The sequence below is a fragment of the Ligilactobacillus aviarius subsp. aviarius DSM 20655 genome (genome assembly GCF_001436315.1).
Lineage (GTDB): Bacteria > Bacillota > Bacilli > Lactobacillales > Lactobacillaceae > Ligilactobacillus > Ligilactobacillus aviarius.
The window spans coordinates 168886-188204 of record NZ_AYZA01000022.1; the positions used below are offsets into that span (position 1 = coordinate 168886).

The following is a 19319-nucleotide window of genomic DNA, read 5'->3' on the forward strand; positions in this document are numbered from 1 at the left end:
ACAAAGTGAATGTAAATGAATTAATTTTAAATTTAAAGGAACGGAAAGTGAATCCAGTAAATGTAATTCTCGGCGAAGAACAATACCAGATTCAACGTATTCGGCAAGCATATCTTGACTTAATTCCGGATGAAGAACGGGAATTTAATGTTGGACAATATGATATGGAGACTGTTCCGCTAAGTACGGCATTAGATGATGCCATGTCCGTTCCATTTTTCGGTGAATACCGGCTTGTGATGATCACTAATCCGTATTTTTTAACGGGGGAAAATAAAAAAAGCAAGCTTGAACATGATGTGAACGGGCTGATGAATTATATTCAAAACCCGCAACCGACAACGATTTTGGTAATCATTGCTCCTTATCCGAAACTTGATGAGCGTAAGAAAATTGTCAAACTTTTAAAGCAGAATGGGAACGTGGTTGATAACCACTTAATGACTGAAAAAGAAGTTCAAGTAGAATTAACTCACGTATTAAAGCAGAAAAAGGTCGAAATTGAACCGCAGGCGATGCAATTATTACTTGAAAAAACGGGTTCTAAAATTGAAATGGCAATCAATGAGTTACAAAAGTTGATGATTGCTGCCGGACAAGAACGCTTGATCACTGCTGAATACGTTGAGCAGCTTGTTTCAGCTTCATTAGAACAAAATGTATTTGATTTAATTGATCTGGTAATGCAGCATAACGGAACAGCCGCTTTGAAAATGTATCATGAATTACTTGATCAACAAGAAGAACCGTTAAAAATCAATGCAATCCTTTTGGGAAACTTCCGGTTACTGCTTCAGGTCAAGGTCTTGCACAAACATGGATATGCTCAGGGAAATATTGCAGGAACGTTAAAAGTTCATCCGTATCGAGTAAAGTTGGCTTTAAGAAAGATCAAGCGTTTTTCGCTTGGTGATTTAAGAAAAGCATATTTAGGATTGCTTGAAAACGAGGAAAAAATGAAGTCGACATCTCAGAATCCGGAACTATTGTTTCAAATGTTTCTATTGAAATTTAATCAAAATAAAAAAGCTGGAAATTAATCCAGCTTTTTTATTTTATTAATTAATAAAATTATTTGTTTAAACGAGCTGCCATCCGTGACTTGTCACGAGCTGCTTTGTTAGCCTTAATTAAGCCCTTTGAAGCTGCCTTATCAACTGCAGAAACAGCTGCTTGATAAAGTTCTTCAATGTTATCTGCACCAGCAGTAACTGCTTTTTCAAATTTCTTAATAGCAGTCCGCATCTTGCTTAATTGTGAAGAATTCCGACTGTTAGCTTTTTCGCTTGTCTTTACGCGTTTGATCGCTGATTTGATGATTGGCATGATTTCACCTCCAAAATTATGAATTCCGTTACCGGTCATCACTAAACTTTAACATAGACAATTATACAAGAGCAATTCCGACAATGCAATAAAAAAATCAAAGTTTGTCAAGGTATTTCGCTTGACAGCAAAAGAAGCTTGATTTTATTTAATAACTCATATAGAATATTAAGCGTGCTTAGTGCACAGACCTTTTACTGAGTGAGATTCGATTCACCGACGTTTTACTCGGTATTGGGCGACATTTAAATGAAAGGGTGGAGGTCATAATGGCTATTACACAAGAAAAGAAAAACGAAATCATGAAGAAGTATGCTCGTCACGAAGGCGACACAGGTTCAGCAGAAGTTCAAATTGCTGTTTTAACTGCTGATATCAATGAATTAAACGATCACGTTAAGGAACACAAGAAAGACTTTGCTGCACAACGTGGTTTGATGAAGAAAATTGGTCACCGTCGTAACTTACTTGCATACTTACGGAACACAGATATTCAACGTTACCGTGAATTAATCAAGAGTTTAGGTTTACGTCGTTAATCCGATTAAGAAAGTGCTTGGGTTTCCAAGCACTTTTTTTATAACTAAAATTTCTTGAATTAAATCAAATGATTAAACTGTGGTATACTTAATATTAATTGATTTGAACGGTTAGAATTTAAGAATTTTTAGGAGTGAAAATATGAGCGATATTAAGTTAGATATCCTCAGCGGTGTCCGTGAAAACGGAAAAAATATGTATGCCGTTGAGGTTGATGATCAGATTTTTATTTTAGATTGTGGATTAATGTACCCGGAAAATGAACTTTTGGGAATTGATATTGTAATTCCAAATTTGGAATATTTGGAAGAAAATGCCGATCGGATTGCCGGAATTTTCCTAACACATGGCCATGCAGATGCAATCGGAGCGCTCCCGTATTTTGTTGAAAATCATCCGGTTCCGGTTTTTGGTTCCGAATTGACGGTTGCATTGGCTAAAATTGCGTGCGAAAATGTCCCGCAAGCAAAGAAGTTCAATGATTTTCACATTGTTGATGATCAAACTGAAATCGATTTTGATAACGTAACGGTTTCGTTCTTCAAAACAACCCACTCGGTTCCAGAATCACTCGGGATTGTAATCGAAACAGACCAGGGCAATATTGTTTATACTGGGGACTTTAAGTTTGATCAAACGGCAACGGATGGTTATCAAACTGACTTTGGCCGGATTGCTGAGATTGGGCGTCAAGGCGTGCTTGCGGTTTTAAGTGATTCAACTAATGCCGAAAATCCAATCGAAATTGAAAACGAAAAAGACGTAATGGATTACATTATGGACACGTTTGAGTACCATAATGGGCGGATCATTGTTTCAGCCCACTCATCAAATTTGGCGCGGATCCAACAAGTGTTGAATGCGGCACATCAAAATGACCGGAAAGTTGCAATGATTGGGCACGATGTTGAAAAGATCGTGCGAACTGCAATTAAGCTTGATAAGCTTCATTTACCAGCAGATGATATTTTTGTTGATGTGAAGGAAATCAATGACTTAAAGGATGATCAGATCGTTATTTTGCAAACCGGACGTTCGGGGGAACCATTGAAGTCATTACAAAAGATGGCTCTTGGCCGTCACCGGTCAGTCAAATTACATCAAGGAGATTTGGTGTTGATCACTTCAACGCCGTCACCGGCCCGTGAAACGAATGTTGCCCGGACACGGGATATGATTTTCCGTTCAGGGGCAACGGTCAAGACGGTTGCAGATGATCTTAACTTGTCAGGGCATGCTAGTCGAAATGATCTTCAATTGATGTTTAACCTTTTGAAGCCGAAATATGTTATTCCGGTTCAAGGTGAATATCGTCAATTAGACGCCACGAAGGAATGCGCCTTGGAAACCGGGATTGACAGTGATCACATTTTAATGGTCAATAAGGGCGACGTCCTTCAATATGCGCATGGAAAATTCCAACCAGCTCCAGCAATCGATGCAAGTAACACGTTAATTGATGGAATTGGGGTTGGGGATATCGGAAATATCGTTCTTCGTGACCGGAAATTGCTTGCTGAAGATGGAATCTTTATCGCAGTTGTAACGATCGATCGGAAGAAACGGAAAATTGTTGATACGCCAAAATTAACTTCACGGGGGTTCGTGTACGTAAAGACAAGTCGTGATTTAATGATCGAAGCACGGAAGATCGTTACGAAAGTTGTCCAAAGTAATCTTGATAACAAAGAGTTTGATTGGACCCATCTTAAACAGGATATCCGTGATCAACTGAATCACTTCTTATATGAGCAAACGAAGCGTCATCCAGTGATTATGCCGGTAATAATGGAGATTAATCAAACATTTCCAAAGAAGAATTATAAGAAATCAAAATCTCATAAGGGATAAGATAAAAGGTCGCATCGCGGCCTTTTATTTGTAAGAGGAGAGGAGTCAATGAACGAAGAATTGATTGAAAAGGCCCAACAAGCCTATGATGACGGACATTATGATCAAGCGGTGGCATTGATGGAGGAAGCCTATTTAAAGAATAAAAACTTCCATAATAACTATTATTTATTTAAATTTTTAAAAAAAGATCAAAAATGGATTCAAGCAGTTACGGTTGCGAATGAATATCTCAATGAGTACATTCAAAATGATGATTATTTTTATCAGTATTTTGATTGTCGGCTTCATGCCGGAGATGTTTTAGGATGCTTTGAACTGTTAAACCAATTGGACCCGTATTTAAATTCAACTGAAAGGCAAATTTTAGCACAAAAGGTTAAATTATACCCGAGCTATTTGAGTAAAGAGCAACAGGAACTGAAGCAGAATGTGTTAAGAAAATTAAAATATTTAGGGGGTTTTTCAGTTCATGAACAACGCGAAATTTTAAATAATGTTAATCTTTTAAATCCACAAGAATTATTTTTAAATTGCAGATCGGTATTTCTTGATCAAGATGTTCCGTGTGTTGTGCGAATGTCGTTATTGAACACATTACGTAAAGTTTCGAATAACCAAGTTAAGGTTTTGAATTTATTCAATGAAGTAATTCAGGTTGATTTATCAAAGCTTGCGCCAATTGAAGAATTGTCGGTATATGTGAAGATCAAGCAGCGGATTTTTGATTCAAAAAAGATTGCGGAGCCATTAAAGCTCAGAATGTTTAGCGAAGCAAAGATGAAACTTTTTGTCGTTTATCCGGAAATTGTGCAAATCGATCAGAATGACCTGGTAAAAATTGCTTTGCTACAAACGGAAAATCTCTCTCCAAAGGGGATGATTTTAAATCAGCAAATCAATCGTGAGATCGATAAAATTAACGATTTTAAAATTTAATTGTTTTTTTATTTACAAACTTCAAGGACACTTATATAATGAATCAAGGATTCTTCTTTTAGAACAAAATCATTTTATTACTTGGTTTTATTTAAAAGAAGTAGTATAATACAAATCAAGGGTTATCAACAAACATTTTTGTGGATATCTTTGGAAAAACACAGGAGGTTCGTATTAATGGCAAAAGAACATTACGAAAGAACAAAGCCACACGTTAACATTGGTACAATCGGCCACGTTGACCACGGTAAAACAACTTTAACAGCAGCTATCACAAAAGTTTTAGCTGAAAAAGGTTTAGCACAAGCTGAAGACTACGCTTCAATCGATGCTGCTCCAGAAGAACGTGAACGTGGTATCACAATCAACACAGCTCACGTTGAATATGAAACAGAAAAGCGTCACTATGCTCACATCGATGCCCCAGGACACGCTGACTATGTTAAGAACATGATCACAGGTGCTGCTCAAATGGATGGTGCTATCTTAGTTGTAGCTGCAACAGATGGTCCTATGCCACAAACACGTGAACACATTTTGCTTGCTCGCCAAGTTGGTGTTAAGTACATCGTTGTCTTCTTAAACAAGACAGACTTAGTTGACGATGACGAATTGTTAGACTTAGTTGAAATGGAAGTTCGTGACTTATTAAGTGAATACGACTTCCCTGGCGATGACATTCCTGTTATCCGTGGTTCAGCTTTGAAGGCTCTTGAAGGCGACAAAGAACAAGAAGCTAACATCATGAAGTTGATGGATACAATCGATGAATACATCCCAACACCAGAACGTCCAACAGATAAGCCATTCTTAATGCCTGTTGAAGACGTATTTACAATCACTGGTCGTGGTACTGTTGCTTCAGGTCGTATCGACCGTGGTACAGTTAAGGTCGGCGACGAAGTTGAAATTGTTGGTTTGAAGGACGAAGTTCTTAAGACAACAATCACAGGTGTTGAAATGTTCCGGAAGACCCTTGACTTAGGTGAAGCCGGCGATAACATCGGTGCATTACTTCGTGGTATCAACCGTGACCAAGTAGAACGTGGTCAAGTTTTAGCTAAGCCAGGCTCAATCCAAACTCACAAGAAGTTCAAGGGTGAAGTTTATGTCTTAACTAAAGAAGAAGGTGGACGTCACACACCATTCTTCTCAAACTACCGTCCACAATTCTACTTCCACACAACAGACGTTACAGGTGTTATTGAATTACCAGAAGGCGTAGAAATGGTAATGCCTGGCGATAACGTTACATTTACAGTAGAATTAATCGCACCAGTTGCTATTGAAAAAGGTCTTAAGTTCACTGTTCGTGAAGGTGGCCGTACAGTTGGTGCCGGTGTCGTATCAGACATCCTTGACTAATTTGAAGCCAATTAAAAGTCTGGGTTTATCCCAGGCTTTTTTTGTTACCTCAACAATTTTTGAGATTTCGTTTACATTTTGCGATTTCTAAGGTAAAATTAGTTAATATACAGATACTGTTTATCGTATAAAATTTAGAGTACGGAGGGAATAAAATGTCTGTTAAATGGGAAAAAAAAGAAGGTACAAATGACGGAAAGTTAACCTTCGAAATCCAACCAGATAAAATTAAGGAAGGCTTGGACATCGCATTCAACAAGGTGAAGAAATCACTTAACGTGCCTGGTTTCCGTAAGGGTCGTGTACCACGTCAAATCTTCAATAAGATGTACGGCGAAGAAGCATTATACCAAGATGCTTTAAATGCTCTTTTACCAGAAGCATATGCAAATGCGGTATCAGAATCAAAGATCAAGCCTGTTTCACAACCTGAAATCAACGTTGAATCAATGGAAAAGGATTCAGCTTGGGTTCTTTCAGCTAAAGTAACGGTTGAACCTGAAGTTGAATTAGGTGAATACAAAGGCCTTGAAGTTATGAAGCACTCAACTGATGTTTCAGACAAAGAAGTTGCTGATGAATTAGAACGCCGTCGTCAACAACAAGCTGAACTTGTATTAAAGGAAGACGAACCAGCTGCAGAAGGCGATACAGTTGTAATCGACTTTGAAGGTAAAGTTGACGGTAAGCCATTCGATGGTGGCAAGGCTGAAAACTACTCCCTTGAATTAGGCTCAAAGACATTCATTCCAGGCTTTGAAGATCAATTAGTTGGTCACAAGGCTGGCGATGAAGTTGAAGTTAAGGTTACATTCCCAGATGACTACCAAGCAAAGGACTTGCAAGGTAAAGATGCTGTCTTTGAAGTTAAGATTCATGAAGTTAAGCAAAAAGAACTTCCAGAGTTGGATGATGACTTTGCTAAGGATATCGATGACGATGTTGATACATTAGAAGAATTAAAGGCAAAGGTTAAAGACGAAATCAAGGAACAAAAGGAAGCAGCTGCTAAGAATGCCGTTCAAGAAGAAGCGATCTCAAAGGCAGTTGAAAATGCTAAGATTGGTGACGTTCCAGAAGCAATGATCGAAGATGATGTTCAACGTCAAATGGACCAATACTTCAGTGGAATGCAACAACAAGGAATTAACCCAGACATGTACTTCAAGTTAACAGGAACTTCAGAAGAAGACTTACGGAAACAATTCCGTGAAGGTTCAGAAGAACGGGTTAAGACCAACCTTGTCCTTGAAGCAATCGTTGAAAAGGAAAACATTGAAATTTCAGAAGACGAAATCAATGATGAAATCAAAGATTTAGCAACTCAATATGGAATGGATGAAAAGGCTGTTCGTTCTGCCTTATCAGATGACATGTTGAAGCATGATATTTCAATCCGGAAAGTCGTTCAAGAAATGACAGATTCAGCAAAGCAAGACTTGCCTGAAAAGAAAGAAGAAAAATAATTTTCGTTGATCAAAAAGACAGCTCTCGAAAGAGGGCTGTTTTTTTACTCATTTTCATGATCAGCGGTCGCAAGCTGATCTTCAAATGGAATTGAATTATCAAATCCTAAAAGTTCATGCGGACTTAAATAGCGGGTTTTAATAATAATTTCGGAAATTTTTTGCGGCGGCTCAGGGTTGGCCTTAGTCAGCCACAATTTAATTACGCTGATTAATTCTGAAATCACCACTTCATGGGCGTAATCTTCCGGAATATAGTTTTTAACGTTGATATTCCCTTTAATAAGTTCAATATCTGAATTTAAAATATTCCGTAAAAGTTCTTTGATTTTCTCTTCGAAATACGGATCCCCGTTTGGCCCAATTAAGGCTTTCGCTAATTCAAGCTCATCATAGATATATTCAATAATCTTGTTGATCTTTGAATAAAGTTGAAGCTGCATTTCCTCAATGCTTTGTTCACAAATTTGATTGGTATTCTCAACTTTTAACATTTTATTTACGTGTTCAAAAAATTGTTTTTCATAATGATCGACCAAATGGGGTTTATCAATAAAGTGTTTATAAAATGTACTGCGGTTAATATTGGCAGCCTCAGTAATATCTTTGACCGTGATATGACTCAATCCCTTTTCGTTTACAAGGTAGATGAATGCGGCTTTGATTTTTCGTTCAGTCGTCGCAATTTTCTGATGCACACTCATAAAAATTCTCCTTTTATACTTCTGCTATTCATTATGAATGCTTTAGCTAAAAAATACAATACTTAATCAACAAGGTGTTGCTTTTAATTTGCTAATTTTGACATAAAAAATGGTTAAAAGCAACACCTTGTCGGATTTTGATGATTGATATTCCCGATAAATTAATATATATTTGTATGGTAAAAACAACACTGTGTCTATTTAAAAGAGAAAAGAGGAAATTTAATGGAACAAAAGGACGGCTCAAAGAAACGATACATTGTGCAAGCAATTATTTGGGTTGTTTTGTTAATTGCTTCTTTGATTACGTTACCAAATATCAATCAATTAGTACGTGAAAAAGGACAAATCAAGCTGCCAAGCGACTTGACCAGTCAGGTGGCTGATAATATTCAAAATCACTGGGGAAGACATGAGGATAACACGCGGCAAGTCGTTGTTGTCTTCAACAATGGCGATCGGAAATTATCTGCCAACCAGCAGGATAATATCGATGCCACGATTAATTCCTTTAAACATCAGGAGAAGAAGTATCATATTAAATCAATGACTGCGCCGAACGAAAATAAATATACACGTGCACAGTTGATTTCCAAGGATAAAACAACTGAAATTCTTCAATTGAATGTTGATAAGAATATTACGGTTGCGAAAACCCGTGAATTGATCACGAAAGGTGCGAAAACTCCGGGGGTAAAAACTTATGTTACCGGAAGTGACATCTTAAATGATGATTTCATTAGTGAAACGCAAGAAGGAATTAAGAAGACCGAAACGATTACGATCGTCTTTATCTTTATCGTCTTGGCCTTGATTTTCCGCTCACCGTTAACCCCGATTTTCTCATTATTATCAGTTGGAATTTCGATGTTGATCTCGCTAAGTGTTGTTATGAACTTAGCAAAACATTTTAATTTTCCATTATCAAACTTTACTCAAGTTTTCATGGTTGTTGTTTTATTCGGGATTGGGACTGACTACAACATCTTAATGTTTGATCAGTTTAAAGAAGAACTAAGTAAAGGATTATCGCCACTGCAAGCCACGCGTCGGTCACTCCGGATTGCCGGAAAGACGATCCTGTTTAGTGGATCTTCCGTTTTAATTGGATTTTCAACGTTAGGTTTGGCGAAATTTAGTATTTACCGTTCGGCAGTCGGAGTTGCCGTTTCAGTTGCGATCTTATTGTTGGCCTTGCTGACCCTTAACCCATTCTTTATGGCAATGCTTGGAAAGCGCATTTTCTGGCCAAGCAAGAAGTTTGATGGTTCATCAACGAATAAGATGTGGCATAACATTTCAAAAACGATGGTCAAGATGCCATTTATTGGATTGATCGTCACTGCGTTATGTGCCTTGCCATTCTTCTTGTCAAAGGGAAGTCCGTTAAATTATGATACGTTGGTTGAATTGAATGATTCTGTCCCAGCTAAACAAGGGTTTAAGGTTGTTCAAAAGCACTTCTCAAAGGGAACGGCTGAACCGACAACCCTTTACATTAAGACTGATCGTCCGGTTGATAACGAAAAAGATCTCAAGGAAATCGATGAACTTGCACGGCAAATTCAAGCCGTGAAGGGCGTTAAAACCGTCGCAACGGTTACTGAACCGGGCGGATCAAAATTAAAAGAATTATATGTAAATGATCAATTGAAGACCGTTACAAACGGAACAAAGGATGCCCGGAAAGGCTTAAACCAAATTAGTAACGGTTTGGATGGGGCTAATTCGCAATTGAAAGGGGCCAACATTCAAGCCGGGGTTGATGGTGCCAAGAAGCTATATGACGGAAGTCAACAGCTTCAAGCAGGAGCAAACACATTAGCAAACGGCGCATCAACATTAGGTAATGGAATGGTTACTTACGCTAATGGGGTTTATACCTTAAATAATGGAATGAGCCAACTTGCTGCTGCAACCGGCGGGTTAGGTTCAGGTGTTGACGCGTTGTATAACGGTGCTAATGCATTGAACAGTGGCCTTGCAACGTTGAACAGTAAGACGGGGGCTTTAAGTTCAGGTGTGAATGCATTATTTAATGGTGCGAATGCATTGAATGGTGGCCTATCAACGTTAAACGGCAAGACAGGGGCTTTAAGTACTGGCGTGAATGCGTTGTTCAATGGTGCAAACGCCTTAAATGGCGGTTTATCAACGTTGAATAGTAAGACGGACGCTTTAAGCACAGGCGTTAACAAGTTGACTGATGGAAGTAATCAACTTGTAAATGGTTCAAACGAACTTGCTGATAAGTTGAATGCCGCTAAGAATAATCAACAATTGGCCCAATTAGGACCAAAAGTTAAGGAACTTCAAGCTGGTGCAAATCAAGTTGCCGATGGCTTGAAACAGGTTCAAAGCCAATTGAATTCTTCTCAAATGCAACAACTTAAAGGCCAACTGGGCAACTTAACGAATGCATTAAGCCAGTTGCAAAATGCTGCAACACCAGATATCAGCGGAATTCAAAAGACGGCCCAAGCACTTTCATCGAATAGCGATAAGGCGAAGACGGATGCTGGCAACTTGCAAAATGCTTTGAACCAATTGAAACAGGCTGCAGGGTCAGCTTCATCAGGAAGTGCTGGATTATCAGACCAAGATATTAATAATATTGTTAACTCGGTTCAAGGATTAAATGACTCACAAAAGCAACAGCTTCAAGGAGCATTGCAAAGCGCATCAAATCAGATTGCACAAAAGCAACAGCAAATGATGAGCGGTTTGAGCGATAGCATCAACAGTGCAACTAATAGTGCGCAAGCATTGCAAAATGATATGCAATCTGTTTCATCAAGCGGTTCTGATTTATCAAACCAATTGAATCAATTGCAATCAACGGCGGAACAGTTAAGTAAATTGAAGACGATGGCTTCGCAATCACAAACTCAAGAAGCTGTTAATAACTTGAACAACGCTGTTAACCAATTGCAAGGAGCAATCAATAAGTTAGCTCCAGGTTCAAGTCAAGTTGCCGATGGGGTTGGTCAATTAAGCCAAGCAACTGGTCAAATCCAAGACATGGTTAACCAGGCAGCAGCCGGAGCAACTCAAATCAGCAACGGGGCCAATGCGTTGAATGACGGTTTGAATCAATTAGGTTCACAAGTACCAACATTGACAAGCGGCATTGCCCAACTTGCAAATGGTTCAAATCAATTAGCAGGCGGCATTGGATCAATGAAGGGTCAATTACCAGCATTGACTGGTGGAATTGCCCAACTTGCAAATGGTTCAAATCAATTAGCAGGCGGCATTGGATCAATGAAGGGTCAATTACCGGCATTGACTGGCGGTGTTGCTCAACTTGCAAATGGCTCAAGCCAATTAGCAGGCGGCATCGGTTCAATGAGAAGTCAAATGCCAACAATGCTCGGTGCGATTTCAGCATTGTCAGCCGGAACTGGTCAATTGGCAGCCAATGCCCCGGCATTAGTTTCAGGCGCTGGTCAAGTTTCATCTGGAGCAGCATTGCTTGCTCAAAACCAAGGAACGTTAACAAACGGTCTTGGGCAGATGTACAGTCAAATCAGCGGAATGGCTGGGCAAGTCAACGAACTGGAAACTGGATTGACAACGGCAAGCAACGGGGCCAAGAAGATCAATCAAGGACTTGGAACCGCTAATAACTACCTCACAGGCCTTAAGAATTCAGCAGCTGCGGATACGTACTATGTTCCAAAGGATGTTTTGAAGAGTAAAGAATATCAGAAGGCTGAAGATAGTTATCTTTCACAAAACAAACATGCGGTTAAATTTACGATCGTCTTAAATGAAAACCCAAGCTCACTGAGTGCGATGAAGACGGTTGAAAATATTCAAAGTCTTGTGAATAAGTCAATTAAGGGAACATCCCTTTCAGGCGCAAAGGTTGCTTTAGGTGGTCAAACGGCATACATCAATGATACGCGGAATGTTGCTTCGAAGGACTTCATTCGGACGGCAATCATCATGTTGACCGGAATCTTGTTGGCATTGATGCTGATCACGCGGTCGATCTTACAACCGTTCTACATTCTGGGAACATTATTGTTGGCATACATCATGTCATTAGATATTACGCATTTGATCAGTAAGGCATTCTTAGGCCAAAGCATGTTGACGTGGAATACACCATTCTTTAGCTTTATCATGCTGATCGCCTTAGGGGTTGACTACAGTATCTTCTTGATGATGAAGTATCAAGAAGATGATGGCTTCCTCGCAACGCCGGGAGCGCGGATCGTGAAGGCTGCAACCGAAATCGGAGCCGTGGTTGTTTCAGCTGCTTTGATTTTGAGCGGAACCTTCGCTGCTTTGATGCCATCCGGAGTCTTGACGTTGATTCAAGTTGCGTTAGTTGTAATTATCGGGTTAACGATTCTGGTATTTGCAATTCCAACGATCATTCCGAGTCTTTTGAGCCTGACATATCCGATTAAGGATAAGATGGATAAGACAACGAAAAAGAAACACTAATCAAAAATAAAAAATTGCAGGTTTTGCCTGCAATTTTTTTATTGGCGTGAAAGTGTTTAGTTAGAATAAATAATTAAAATTTGGTAAGATAGAGTTAATGATTTTTTGATGATAGGGTGAGAATGATGCACGATAATAAGGAAACACAGGAAGAAATCCGCTGCTCATTTTGCGGAAAATCGGAATCACAGGTTAACAATATGATTTCGGGACCTGGAGTTTATATCTGCGATGAATGCGTTGAAGTTGCAGATTCAATTATCAAACAGGAACAACGCGCACAACTAGCAAATGACTTTTCACGAATTCCAACACCGCAAGAGATCGTGAAGACCTTGGACCAATATGTGATCGGTCAAAAACAAGCCAAGAAGGTTTTGGCAGTTGCGGTCTACAACCACTACAAGCGAATTTCATCATCGCTTAATAGTGATGATGATACCGAATTACAGAAAAGCAATATTTGCTTAGTCGGTCCGACTGGTTCAGGGAAAACATACCTTGCCCAAAATTTGGCGCGGGTTTTAAATGTTCCGTTTGCGATTGCCGACGCAACCACGTTAACGGAAGCCGGTTATGTTGGGGAAGACGTTGAAAACATTCTGTTGAAGTTGATTCAAAATGCAGATTACGATATTGAACGCGCCCAACGCGGGATTATTTATATTGATGAAATTGATAAAATCGCCAAGAAAGCCGAGAACGTTTCGATCACCCGGGATGTTTCCGGTGAAGGGGTTCAACAAGCATTATTGAAGATCCTTGAAGGAACGGTTGCAAGTGTTCCGCCACAGGGAGGACGGAAACACCCACAACAAGAACTCATTCAAATTGATACAACCAATATCTTATTTATTGTCGGCGGAGCTTTTGATGGAATTGAAAACATCGTTAAAAACCGTCTCGGTGATAAGACGATCGGCTTTGGAACCAATTCAAGTTCATCATTTGATGAAAGCAAGAGTTTGATGCAGCAGATCATTCCAGAAGACTTGATGAAGTTTGGATTAATTCCGGAATTTATCGGCCGGCTTCCAATTTTAACTTCACTTGAGAAACTTAATGAACATGATTTGGTTCGAATCTTAACGGAACCGAAGAATGCGTTAGTTAAACAGTATAAGAAGTTAATGGCGTTGGATGATGTTGAGCTTGAATTTACCGATGAAGCCTTAAGCGAAATGGCTCAGTTAGCCATTCGGCGGAATACCGGTGCGCGGGGATTACGTTCAATCGTTGAACATACGATGATGGATGTAATGTATGAAACTCCAAGTAATGATCAAATCAAGAAGGTCATTATTACGGGAGATGCCGTTAAGGGTACTGGGAAACCGGAAGTTATCATGGCAAATGAAAAATAGACTTTCAGGACCATTCTTTTTTTGCTAGAATAGTTTTGAGATTAGTAGTGGGAGGCTTTAAAATGGAAAAAGCACAGATCGGTGTTATTGGAATGGCTGTCATGGGGAAGAACCTTGCGTTGAACATTGAACGGCAAGGTTATCGCGTTGCGGTATACGATTGGGATTCAACGTATACTAAGCAAGCAATGAAAGATCATGGCGACAAGAATTTTGTTGCAAGTTACGAAATGAAGGATTTCGTTGAATCAATTGAGAAACCGCGGCGGATCTTAATGATGGTTAAGGCTGGCGCTCCAACCGATTCAACTATTCAAAACGTTTTACCTTACCTTGATAAGGGTGATGTTTTGATCGATGGCGGGAATACCTTCTTTAAGGATACAATGCGGCGGAATAAGGAGCTTGAAAATTCCGGAATCAATTTCATCGGAATGGGAACTTCAGGCGGACAAAAGGGTGCATTGAACGGTCCTTCATTGATGCCCGGCGGTCAAAAAGAAGCTTACGATCTGGTTGCTCCAATTTTAAAGCAAATTGCGGCCAAGGCACCTGAAGATGGCGAACCATGTGTTGCTTACATTGGACCAAATGGTGCTGGACACTACGTTAAGATGGTTCACAATGGAATTGAATACGGCGATATGGAATTGATCGCTGAAAGTTATGACTTGATGAAGCGCGTCCTTCATATGTCAAATGCTGAAATTGCAGCAACGTTTGATGAATGGCGGCATACTGAATTAAACAGTTACCTGATCGATATTACAGCTGAAATTTTGACGCGGAAAGATGATCTTGGAACTGGAAAAGACATCATTGATGTGATCCTTGATCGGGCCGGAAATAAGGGAACTGGAAAATGGAGTTCACAAAGTGCACTTGATCTTGGAATGCCGCAAACATTGATTACTGAAGCAGTGTATGCCCGCTACATTTCAGCCATGAAGAAGGAACGGGTTCAAGCAAGTAAGGTTTTGCCACAACCTGAAAATCAAGTTCCAGAAGTCGATAAGCAAGCAACGATTGAAAAAATTCGGAAGGCCCTTTACTTCAGTAAGATCATGAGTTACGCTCAAGGATTTGAACAGATCAAAGTGGCTTCGGACAATTATCAATGGAACATTCACCTTGGAGAACTTGCAAAGATTTGGCGTGCAGGATGCATTATTCGGGCTCAATTCTTACAAAAGATTACCGATGCATACGATCGTGATCCAGAATTGGATAACCTTTTGCTTGATGATTACTTTAAAGAAGTTGTTACCAAGTATCAAAGCGATGTTCGCGATGTTGTTGCGTTAGCTGTTCGGGCTGGGATTCCATGCCCATGCTTTACATCGGCAGTGACATACTATGATCAATACCGGTCAGCTGATCTTCCAGCAAATATGATTCAGGCCCAACGTGATTACTTTGGGGCTCACACATTTGAACGGACTGACCGTGAAGGCAACTTCCACTATGAATGGTATCCTGAAGAGTAATTAGCAAATAAAAATCAAGAAAACGCCACGAGATAGTTTTCGTGACGTTTTTGATTATTTAACATTGGAGTGAGAAATTAATGAGCAGAATATTGATTGTTGAAGATGAAGAAAATTTAGCACGATTTGTTGAATTAGAGTTAAAACATGAAGGATATGAAACTCAAGTCAGTTATGACGGCCGGGAGGCCCTTGAATTGGCCTTGAATGAAGACTGGAATGCCATTCTTTTGGACTTGATGCTTCCAGGATTAAACGGACTTGAAGTTTGTCGCCGAATTCGCCAGGTGAAAACGACCCCGATTATCATGATGACGGCTCGCGATTCAGTTATCGACCGGGTTTCAGGATTGGATCACGGGGCTGACGACTACATCGTCAAACCGTTTGCCATTGAAGAATTATTGGCGCGTTTACGAGCCGTTCTTCGGCGGGTTGATTTAGAAGATGAAGGGCGCGCTGGCAAGGCAACGACGGTCACATATAAAGATTTGACGATTGAAAAGGAAAATCGAATCGTCCGGCGCGGTGATGAAGTAATTGAATTAACGAAACGGGAATATGAATTGCTGTTAACGTTAATGGAAAATGTCAACGTGGTCCTTGCCCGGGAAGACCTTTTGAAAAAAGTTTGGGGCTATGAAAGTAAAATTGAAACCAACGTGGTCGATGTTTATATTCGGTACTTGCGGAACAAGATCGACCGTCCCGGTGAAGACAGTTATATTCAAACGGTTCGCGGAACTGGATATGTAATGCGGTCGTAAACCAATGAACAAGGAAGTTATTAACGGCGAAAAAATGCAGGAAAGTACAAAGCGGCCAACTTCATTAAAGGTTAAGTGGTCGCTGGGGACAGCCCTGGGAACGACGATTATTTTTGCGATTTTTGCAGTGCTGCTTTTCCAGTGCTTTTCAAGCATGTTGCTGAAACAGGATCAAAACAATGTGCGTAGTGCATTAAACGCGACGGAACAAAAGCTGAATAACTGTCACCATAATTTAACGATCGAAGACATTCAACGGTCATTTAATATTGATTATTCGCCGCAACGCCCGGCAAAGGATAGTCCGTATAAAGACTCATTTATTCAATCAGCATCGCATGAAGGGTTGACGGTGAGTGTTTATGATTGTTCCGGCCGTGAATTATATACAACGAAGCATAATACAATTAAGTTTCACAAAGTCAAGGAATTAACGGAAACGCATTACCGGCAGAATGGGCATACGATCTTACTGTTACGGAAGCCAATTCTGGATAAGGGAACCCACCAGGTAATTGGTTACGTTCAGATTTCAAACCGCCTCGTGCAATACGATCAAAGCCGGCACAAGCTGATTACCTTATTCATTATTATTGGTCTAACGGTTTGTTTTGCAATTGCGTTGATGAGTTACTGGTTGTCATCTCTTCTTTTACAACCAATCGATACGCTGAATGAAACAATCGATAAAATCAACAGTAATGATGATGAAGGGAAGGCCTTGTCTGAAGTACGGGTTCCAGTTGTTTCAAAGGATGATGAGCTTGCAGAATTAACGGTTTTGTTTAACCGGATGTTGGACCGGATGCACCGGTATGTTGAGCAACAGCAGCAATTTGTCGGCGATGTTTCGCATGAATTGCGGACACCGGTTGCCATTATTCAAGGTCATTTAGAATTGCTTGAACGCTGGGGGAAAGACGATCCGCAAGTGCTTGATGAATCGATCAAGGCCTCGCTTCAAGAAATTGATCGGATGAAGAATTTAGTTCAGGAAATGCTTGATTTATCCCGGGCAGAACAGGTTGAAATTCAGTATAAAAATGAGATTGCTGATGCGCGGGAAGTCGGCTTACAGGTCTTTAACGACTTTAAGATGATTCACCCTGATTTTCAAATTGTATTAGATAATGATTTGAAAACGAAGACCCCGGTTCGAATTTATCGGAACCACCTTGAACAGATTTTGATTATTTTGCTTGATAACGCGGTCAAGTATTCAACTGATCGCAAGGAAATTCACATGGCAATGTCCAAAAATACCCGATATGTTGAGCTGGTTGTTCAAGATTTCGGAGAAGGAATTTCCCAGGCGAATATTAAAAAGATTTTTGATCGGTTCTACCGGGTCGATAAGGCCCGCAGCCGGAATAAGGGTGGAAATGGATTAGGACTTTCGATTGCCCATCGGTTAGTTGAAGGTTATCATGGCTCGATCAGCGTTGAAAGTGTTGAAGGACAAGGATCAGTCTTTAAAGTTCAGTTACCCCTTGTGAAAGACGTTCAAAAAGGAAGGTGTGACAAAACGTAAAAAACGAGCGTGGTGGAAGCAGAAAAGCGAATGAATCGCGGAGCATAGATTCGGAGTTTTTCGAACTTCCACATAGCTCGTTTGTTTTGGAACCCGATTATGCGAATATAACAAAAAGGCTGCGATTTACGTCACAGCCTCTTTTTATTACTTATTTCGATGTTGCTTGCCAGCATTGCGTTGGCGGTTTAAATTATGAGTTTCAGCTGATTTTTCCTGCGCATCCTTAATTTGGGCTTGGATTGGCTTGATTGGTTCTGGATGAACGGGTTTCCGTGCAGCCATTTGAGCTTCAACTTCTTTTTTGATTCGTGGACGCATTCCGTTGATCAATAATGTCTGAAGACATGCAATGATTCCGCCCGCAAAGAAGTACAATCCTAATCCGGCAGGGGCAATCCAGGTCATAAAGGCAAACATTACTGGGGTGTAAATCATCATCATTCCCGTTGTCATTTTTGCCATTTGACCATTTTGTTGCGGCATTCCCCGGGTTGACAGCCAACCTTGAAGGGCATAGATCAAGAAAGTCAATGCAACAAACGTAAAGCTGCGGCCGGCAAGGTTGATGCCGAAGAATGTTGAGTGGGCCAAGTCAGGTGAATATTCAATTGCGGCATACAATGCAGCAAAGATCGGCATTTGAATCAAAAGGGGCAAACACCCGATTCCGCCGGTCATTGAAATTTCGTTATCCCGATACAGGGCCATCATTTGTTGGCTTAAAAGCATTTGTTCTTCTTGCGTTTGCGCTTTTTGCGCTTGTTTTTGAAGTTCCATTAATTGTGGTTGAATCGCAGCCATTTTTTCTTGCTGAACCGTTGATTTTTTCATTTGACTCAGCATCAATGGTAATAACAAGAACCGGACAACGATCGTAATCACGACGATCGACCACCCGTAACTACCGCCTAAAAGGTTTGCAAGCCACTTTAAAAGGTGTTGGGTTGGAACTGCAAGGTAATCATAAATGAATCCGTATGGCTTTCCAGAGCTTGTACGTTGAACGCATCCGCCAAGGAAAAGCGAAACGGTTAAAAACATCCCTGCAAGGATCCCAATTTTTTTCTTTTTCAATTTTCAAATCCTCTCATTATAGTTTCATGAACTATGATAAGAAAAATATATCGGAATTTCAATATCTTCCCGGTTATTGATAAGTAACTGAAAAGTCTTTATATGGAGCATGGTCAATTTCATCGATACGAACATCATCGACGCGGCCGCTCGGGGAAGGCGAAAGCTTAACCTGACTGATAAACTGTTGCAAGGTCATTGGATCAGCCTGAGCTTCAATATAAACAGAGCCGTCATTTCGGTTCATTACGATTCCCTTTACGCCTAATTCATCGGCCAGCTTTTTGGTCATAAAGCGGAAACCGACGCCTTGAACGAGTCCATAGACTTCGAGTTTGATTGTTTTCATGAAACCACTTTCTTTCTTTAAATTAACAATATTTTAGCATAAATGACCTTTTAAATTTAAGGGTTATGTTTTTCTTTATTGAATTGAGTATGGTA

The 19319-nt window shown here is 40.0% G+C and carries 15 protein-coding genes; 11 read left to right on the forward strand and 4 right to left on the reverse strand.

Going from position 1 to position 19319, the window contains the following annotated elements; translation table 11 throughout:
* Nucleotides 1–5: 5 nt before the first annotated feature.
* A complete protein-coding gene (holA, locus tag FC33_RS06280; RefSeq protein WP_057827756.1) occupies nucleotides 6–1040 on the forward strand; it encodes a DNA polymerase III subunit delta in 1035 nt (344 codons plus the stop codon).
* A 31-nt stretch (nucleotides 1041–1071) separates the two neighbouring features.
* Here the strand turns inward: holA and rpsT are convergent, their stop codons facing one another.
* Nucleotides 1072–1326: a 30S ribosomal protein S20 gene (gene rpsT / locus FC33_RS06285; protein ID WP_057827757.1), complete on the reverse strand. Its 255-nt coding sequence runs from the start codon at nucleotides 1324–1326 to the stop codon at nucleotides 1072–1074.
* Nucleotides 1327–1595: 269 nt separating this feature from the next.
* Here rpsT and rpsO point away from each other — a divergent pair, with 269 nt between their 5' ends.
* From rpsO to tig, 5 genes are all read left to right on the forward strand, one after another.
* Nucleotides 1596–1865: a 30S ribosomal protein S15 gene (gene rpsO, locus FC33_RS06290; protein ID WP_057827758.1), complete on the forward strand. Its 270-nt coding sequence runs from the start codon at nucleotides 1596–1598 to the stop codon at nucleotides 1863–1865.
* 142 nt (nucleotides 1866–2007) lie between these two features.
* Nucleotides 2008–3717 carry a ribonuclease J gene (locus FC33_RS06295; protein ID WP_057827759.1) on the forward strand — a complete coding sequence of 570 codons (1710 nt, stop codon included), beginning with the start codon at nucleotides 2008–2010 and terminating at the stop codon, nucleotides 3715–3717.
* 48 nt (nucleotides 3718–3765) lie between these two features.
* Complete coding sequence (locus FC33_RS06300) at nucleotides 3766–4656, forward strand: hypothetical protein (RefSeq protein WP_057827760.1); 891 nt, start codon at nucleotides 3766–3768, stop codon at nucleotides 4654–4656.
* Between the two features lie 177 nt (nucleotides 4657–4833).
* Nucleotides 4834–6021 (forward strand): elongation factor Tu, encoded by a 1188-nt coding sequence (tuf, locus tag FC33_RS06305; protein WP_057827761.1) that lies wholly within the window; start codon nucleotides 4834–4836, stop codon nucleotides 6019–6021.
* A 155-nt stretch (nucleotides 6022–6176) separates the two neighbouring features.
* Complete coding sequence (gene tig, locus FC33_RS06310; protein WP_057827762.1) at nucleotides 6177–7487, forward strand: trigger factor; 1311 nt, start codon at nucleotides 6177–6179, stop codon at nucleotides 7485–7487.
* A 44-nt stretch (nucleotides 7488–7531) separates the two neighbouring features.
* Here tig and FC33_RS06315 read toward each other — a convergent pair whose 3' ends face one another.
* Nucleotides 7532–8191 (reverse strand): TetR/AcrR family transcriptional regulator, encoded by a 660-nt coding sequence (locus FC33_RS06315; RefSeq protein ID WP_057827763.1) that lies wholly within the window; start codon nucleotides 8189–8191, stop codon nucleotides 7532–7534.
* Nucleotides 8192–8416: 225 nt separating this feature from the next.
* On the opposite strand from FC33_RS06315, the gene FC33_RS06320 reads away from it, so the two are divergent.
* The 5 genes from FC33_RS06320 (at nucleotide 8417) to FC33_RS06340 (ending at nucleotide 17798) form a co-directional block, all read left to right on the forward strand.
* Complete coding sequence (locus FC33_RS06320) at nucleotides 8417–12649, forward strand: MMPL family transporter (protein ID WP_057827764.1); 4233 nt, start codon at nucleotides 8417–8419, stop codon at nucleotides 12647–12649.
* Between the two features lie 125 nt (nucleotides 12650–12774).
* Entirely contained in the window at nucleotides 12775–14013 is a 1239-nt protein-coding gene (gene clpX / locus FC33_RS06325; protein ID WP_057827840.1) for an ATP-dependent Clp protease ATP-binding subunit ClpX, read from the forward strand.
* 62 nt (nucleotides 14014–14075) lie between these two features.
* On the forward strand, nucleotides 14076–15500 hold the full coding sequence (gene gndA / locus FC33_RS06330; RefSeq protein ID WP_057827765.1) for an NADP-dependent phosphogluconate dehydrogenase: 1425 nt from the start codon (nucleotides 14076–14078) through the stop codon (nucleotides 15498–15500).
* An 80-nt stretch (nucleotides 15501–15580) separates the two neighbouring features.
* Nucleotides 15581–16267 (forward strand): response regulator transcription factor, encoded by a 687-nt coding sequence (locus FC33_RS06335; protein WP_057827766.1) that lies wholly within the window; start codon nucleotides 15581–15583, stop codon nucleotides 16265–16267.
* 34 nt (nucleotides 16268–16301) lie between these two features.
* A complete protein-coding gene (locus FC33_RS06340) occupies nucleotides 16302–17798 on the forward strand; it encodes a HAMP domain-containing sensor histidine kinase (RefSeq protein ID WP_420864656.1) in 1497 nt (498 codons plus the stop codon).
* Nucleotides 17799–17945: 147 nt separating this feature from the next.
* Here the strand turns inward: FC33_RS06340 and yidC are convergent, their stop codons facing one another.
* Both yidC and FC33_RS06350 read right to left on the reverse strand, forming a co-directional pair.
* Entirely contained in the window at nucleotides 17946–18875 is a 930-nt protein-coding gene (gene yidC / locus FC33_RS06345) for a membrane protein insertase YidC (protein ID WP_057827768.1), read from the reverse strand.
* Nucleotides 18876–18948: 73 nt separating this feature from the next.
* Nucleotides 18949–19224 carry an acylphosphatase gene (locus FC33_RS06350; protein WP_057827769.1) on the reverse strand — a complete coding sequence of 92 codons (276 nt, stop codon included), beginning with the start codon at nucleotides 19222–19224 and terminating at the stop codon, nucleotides 18949–18951.
* Between the last annotated feature and the right edge of the window lie 95 nt (nucleotides 19225–19319).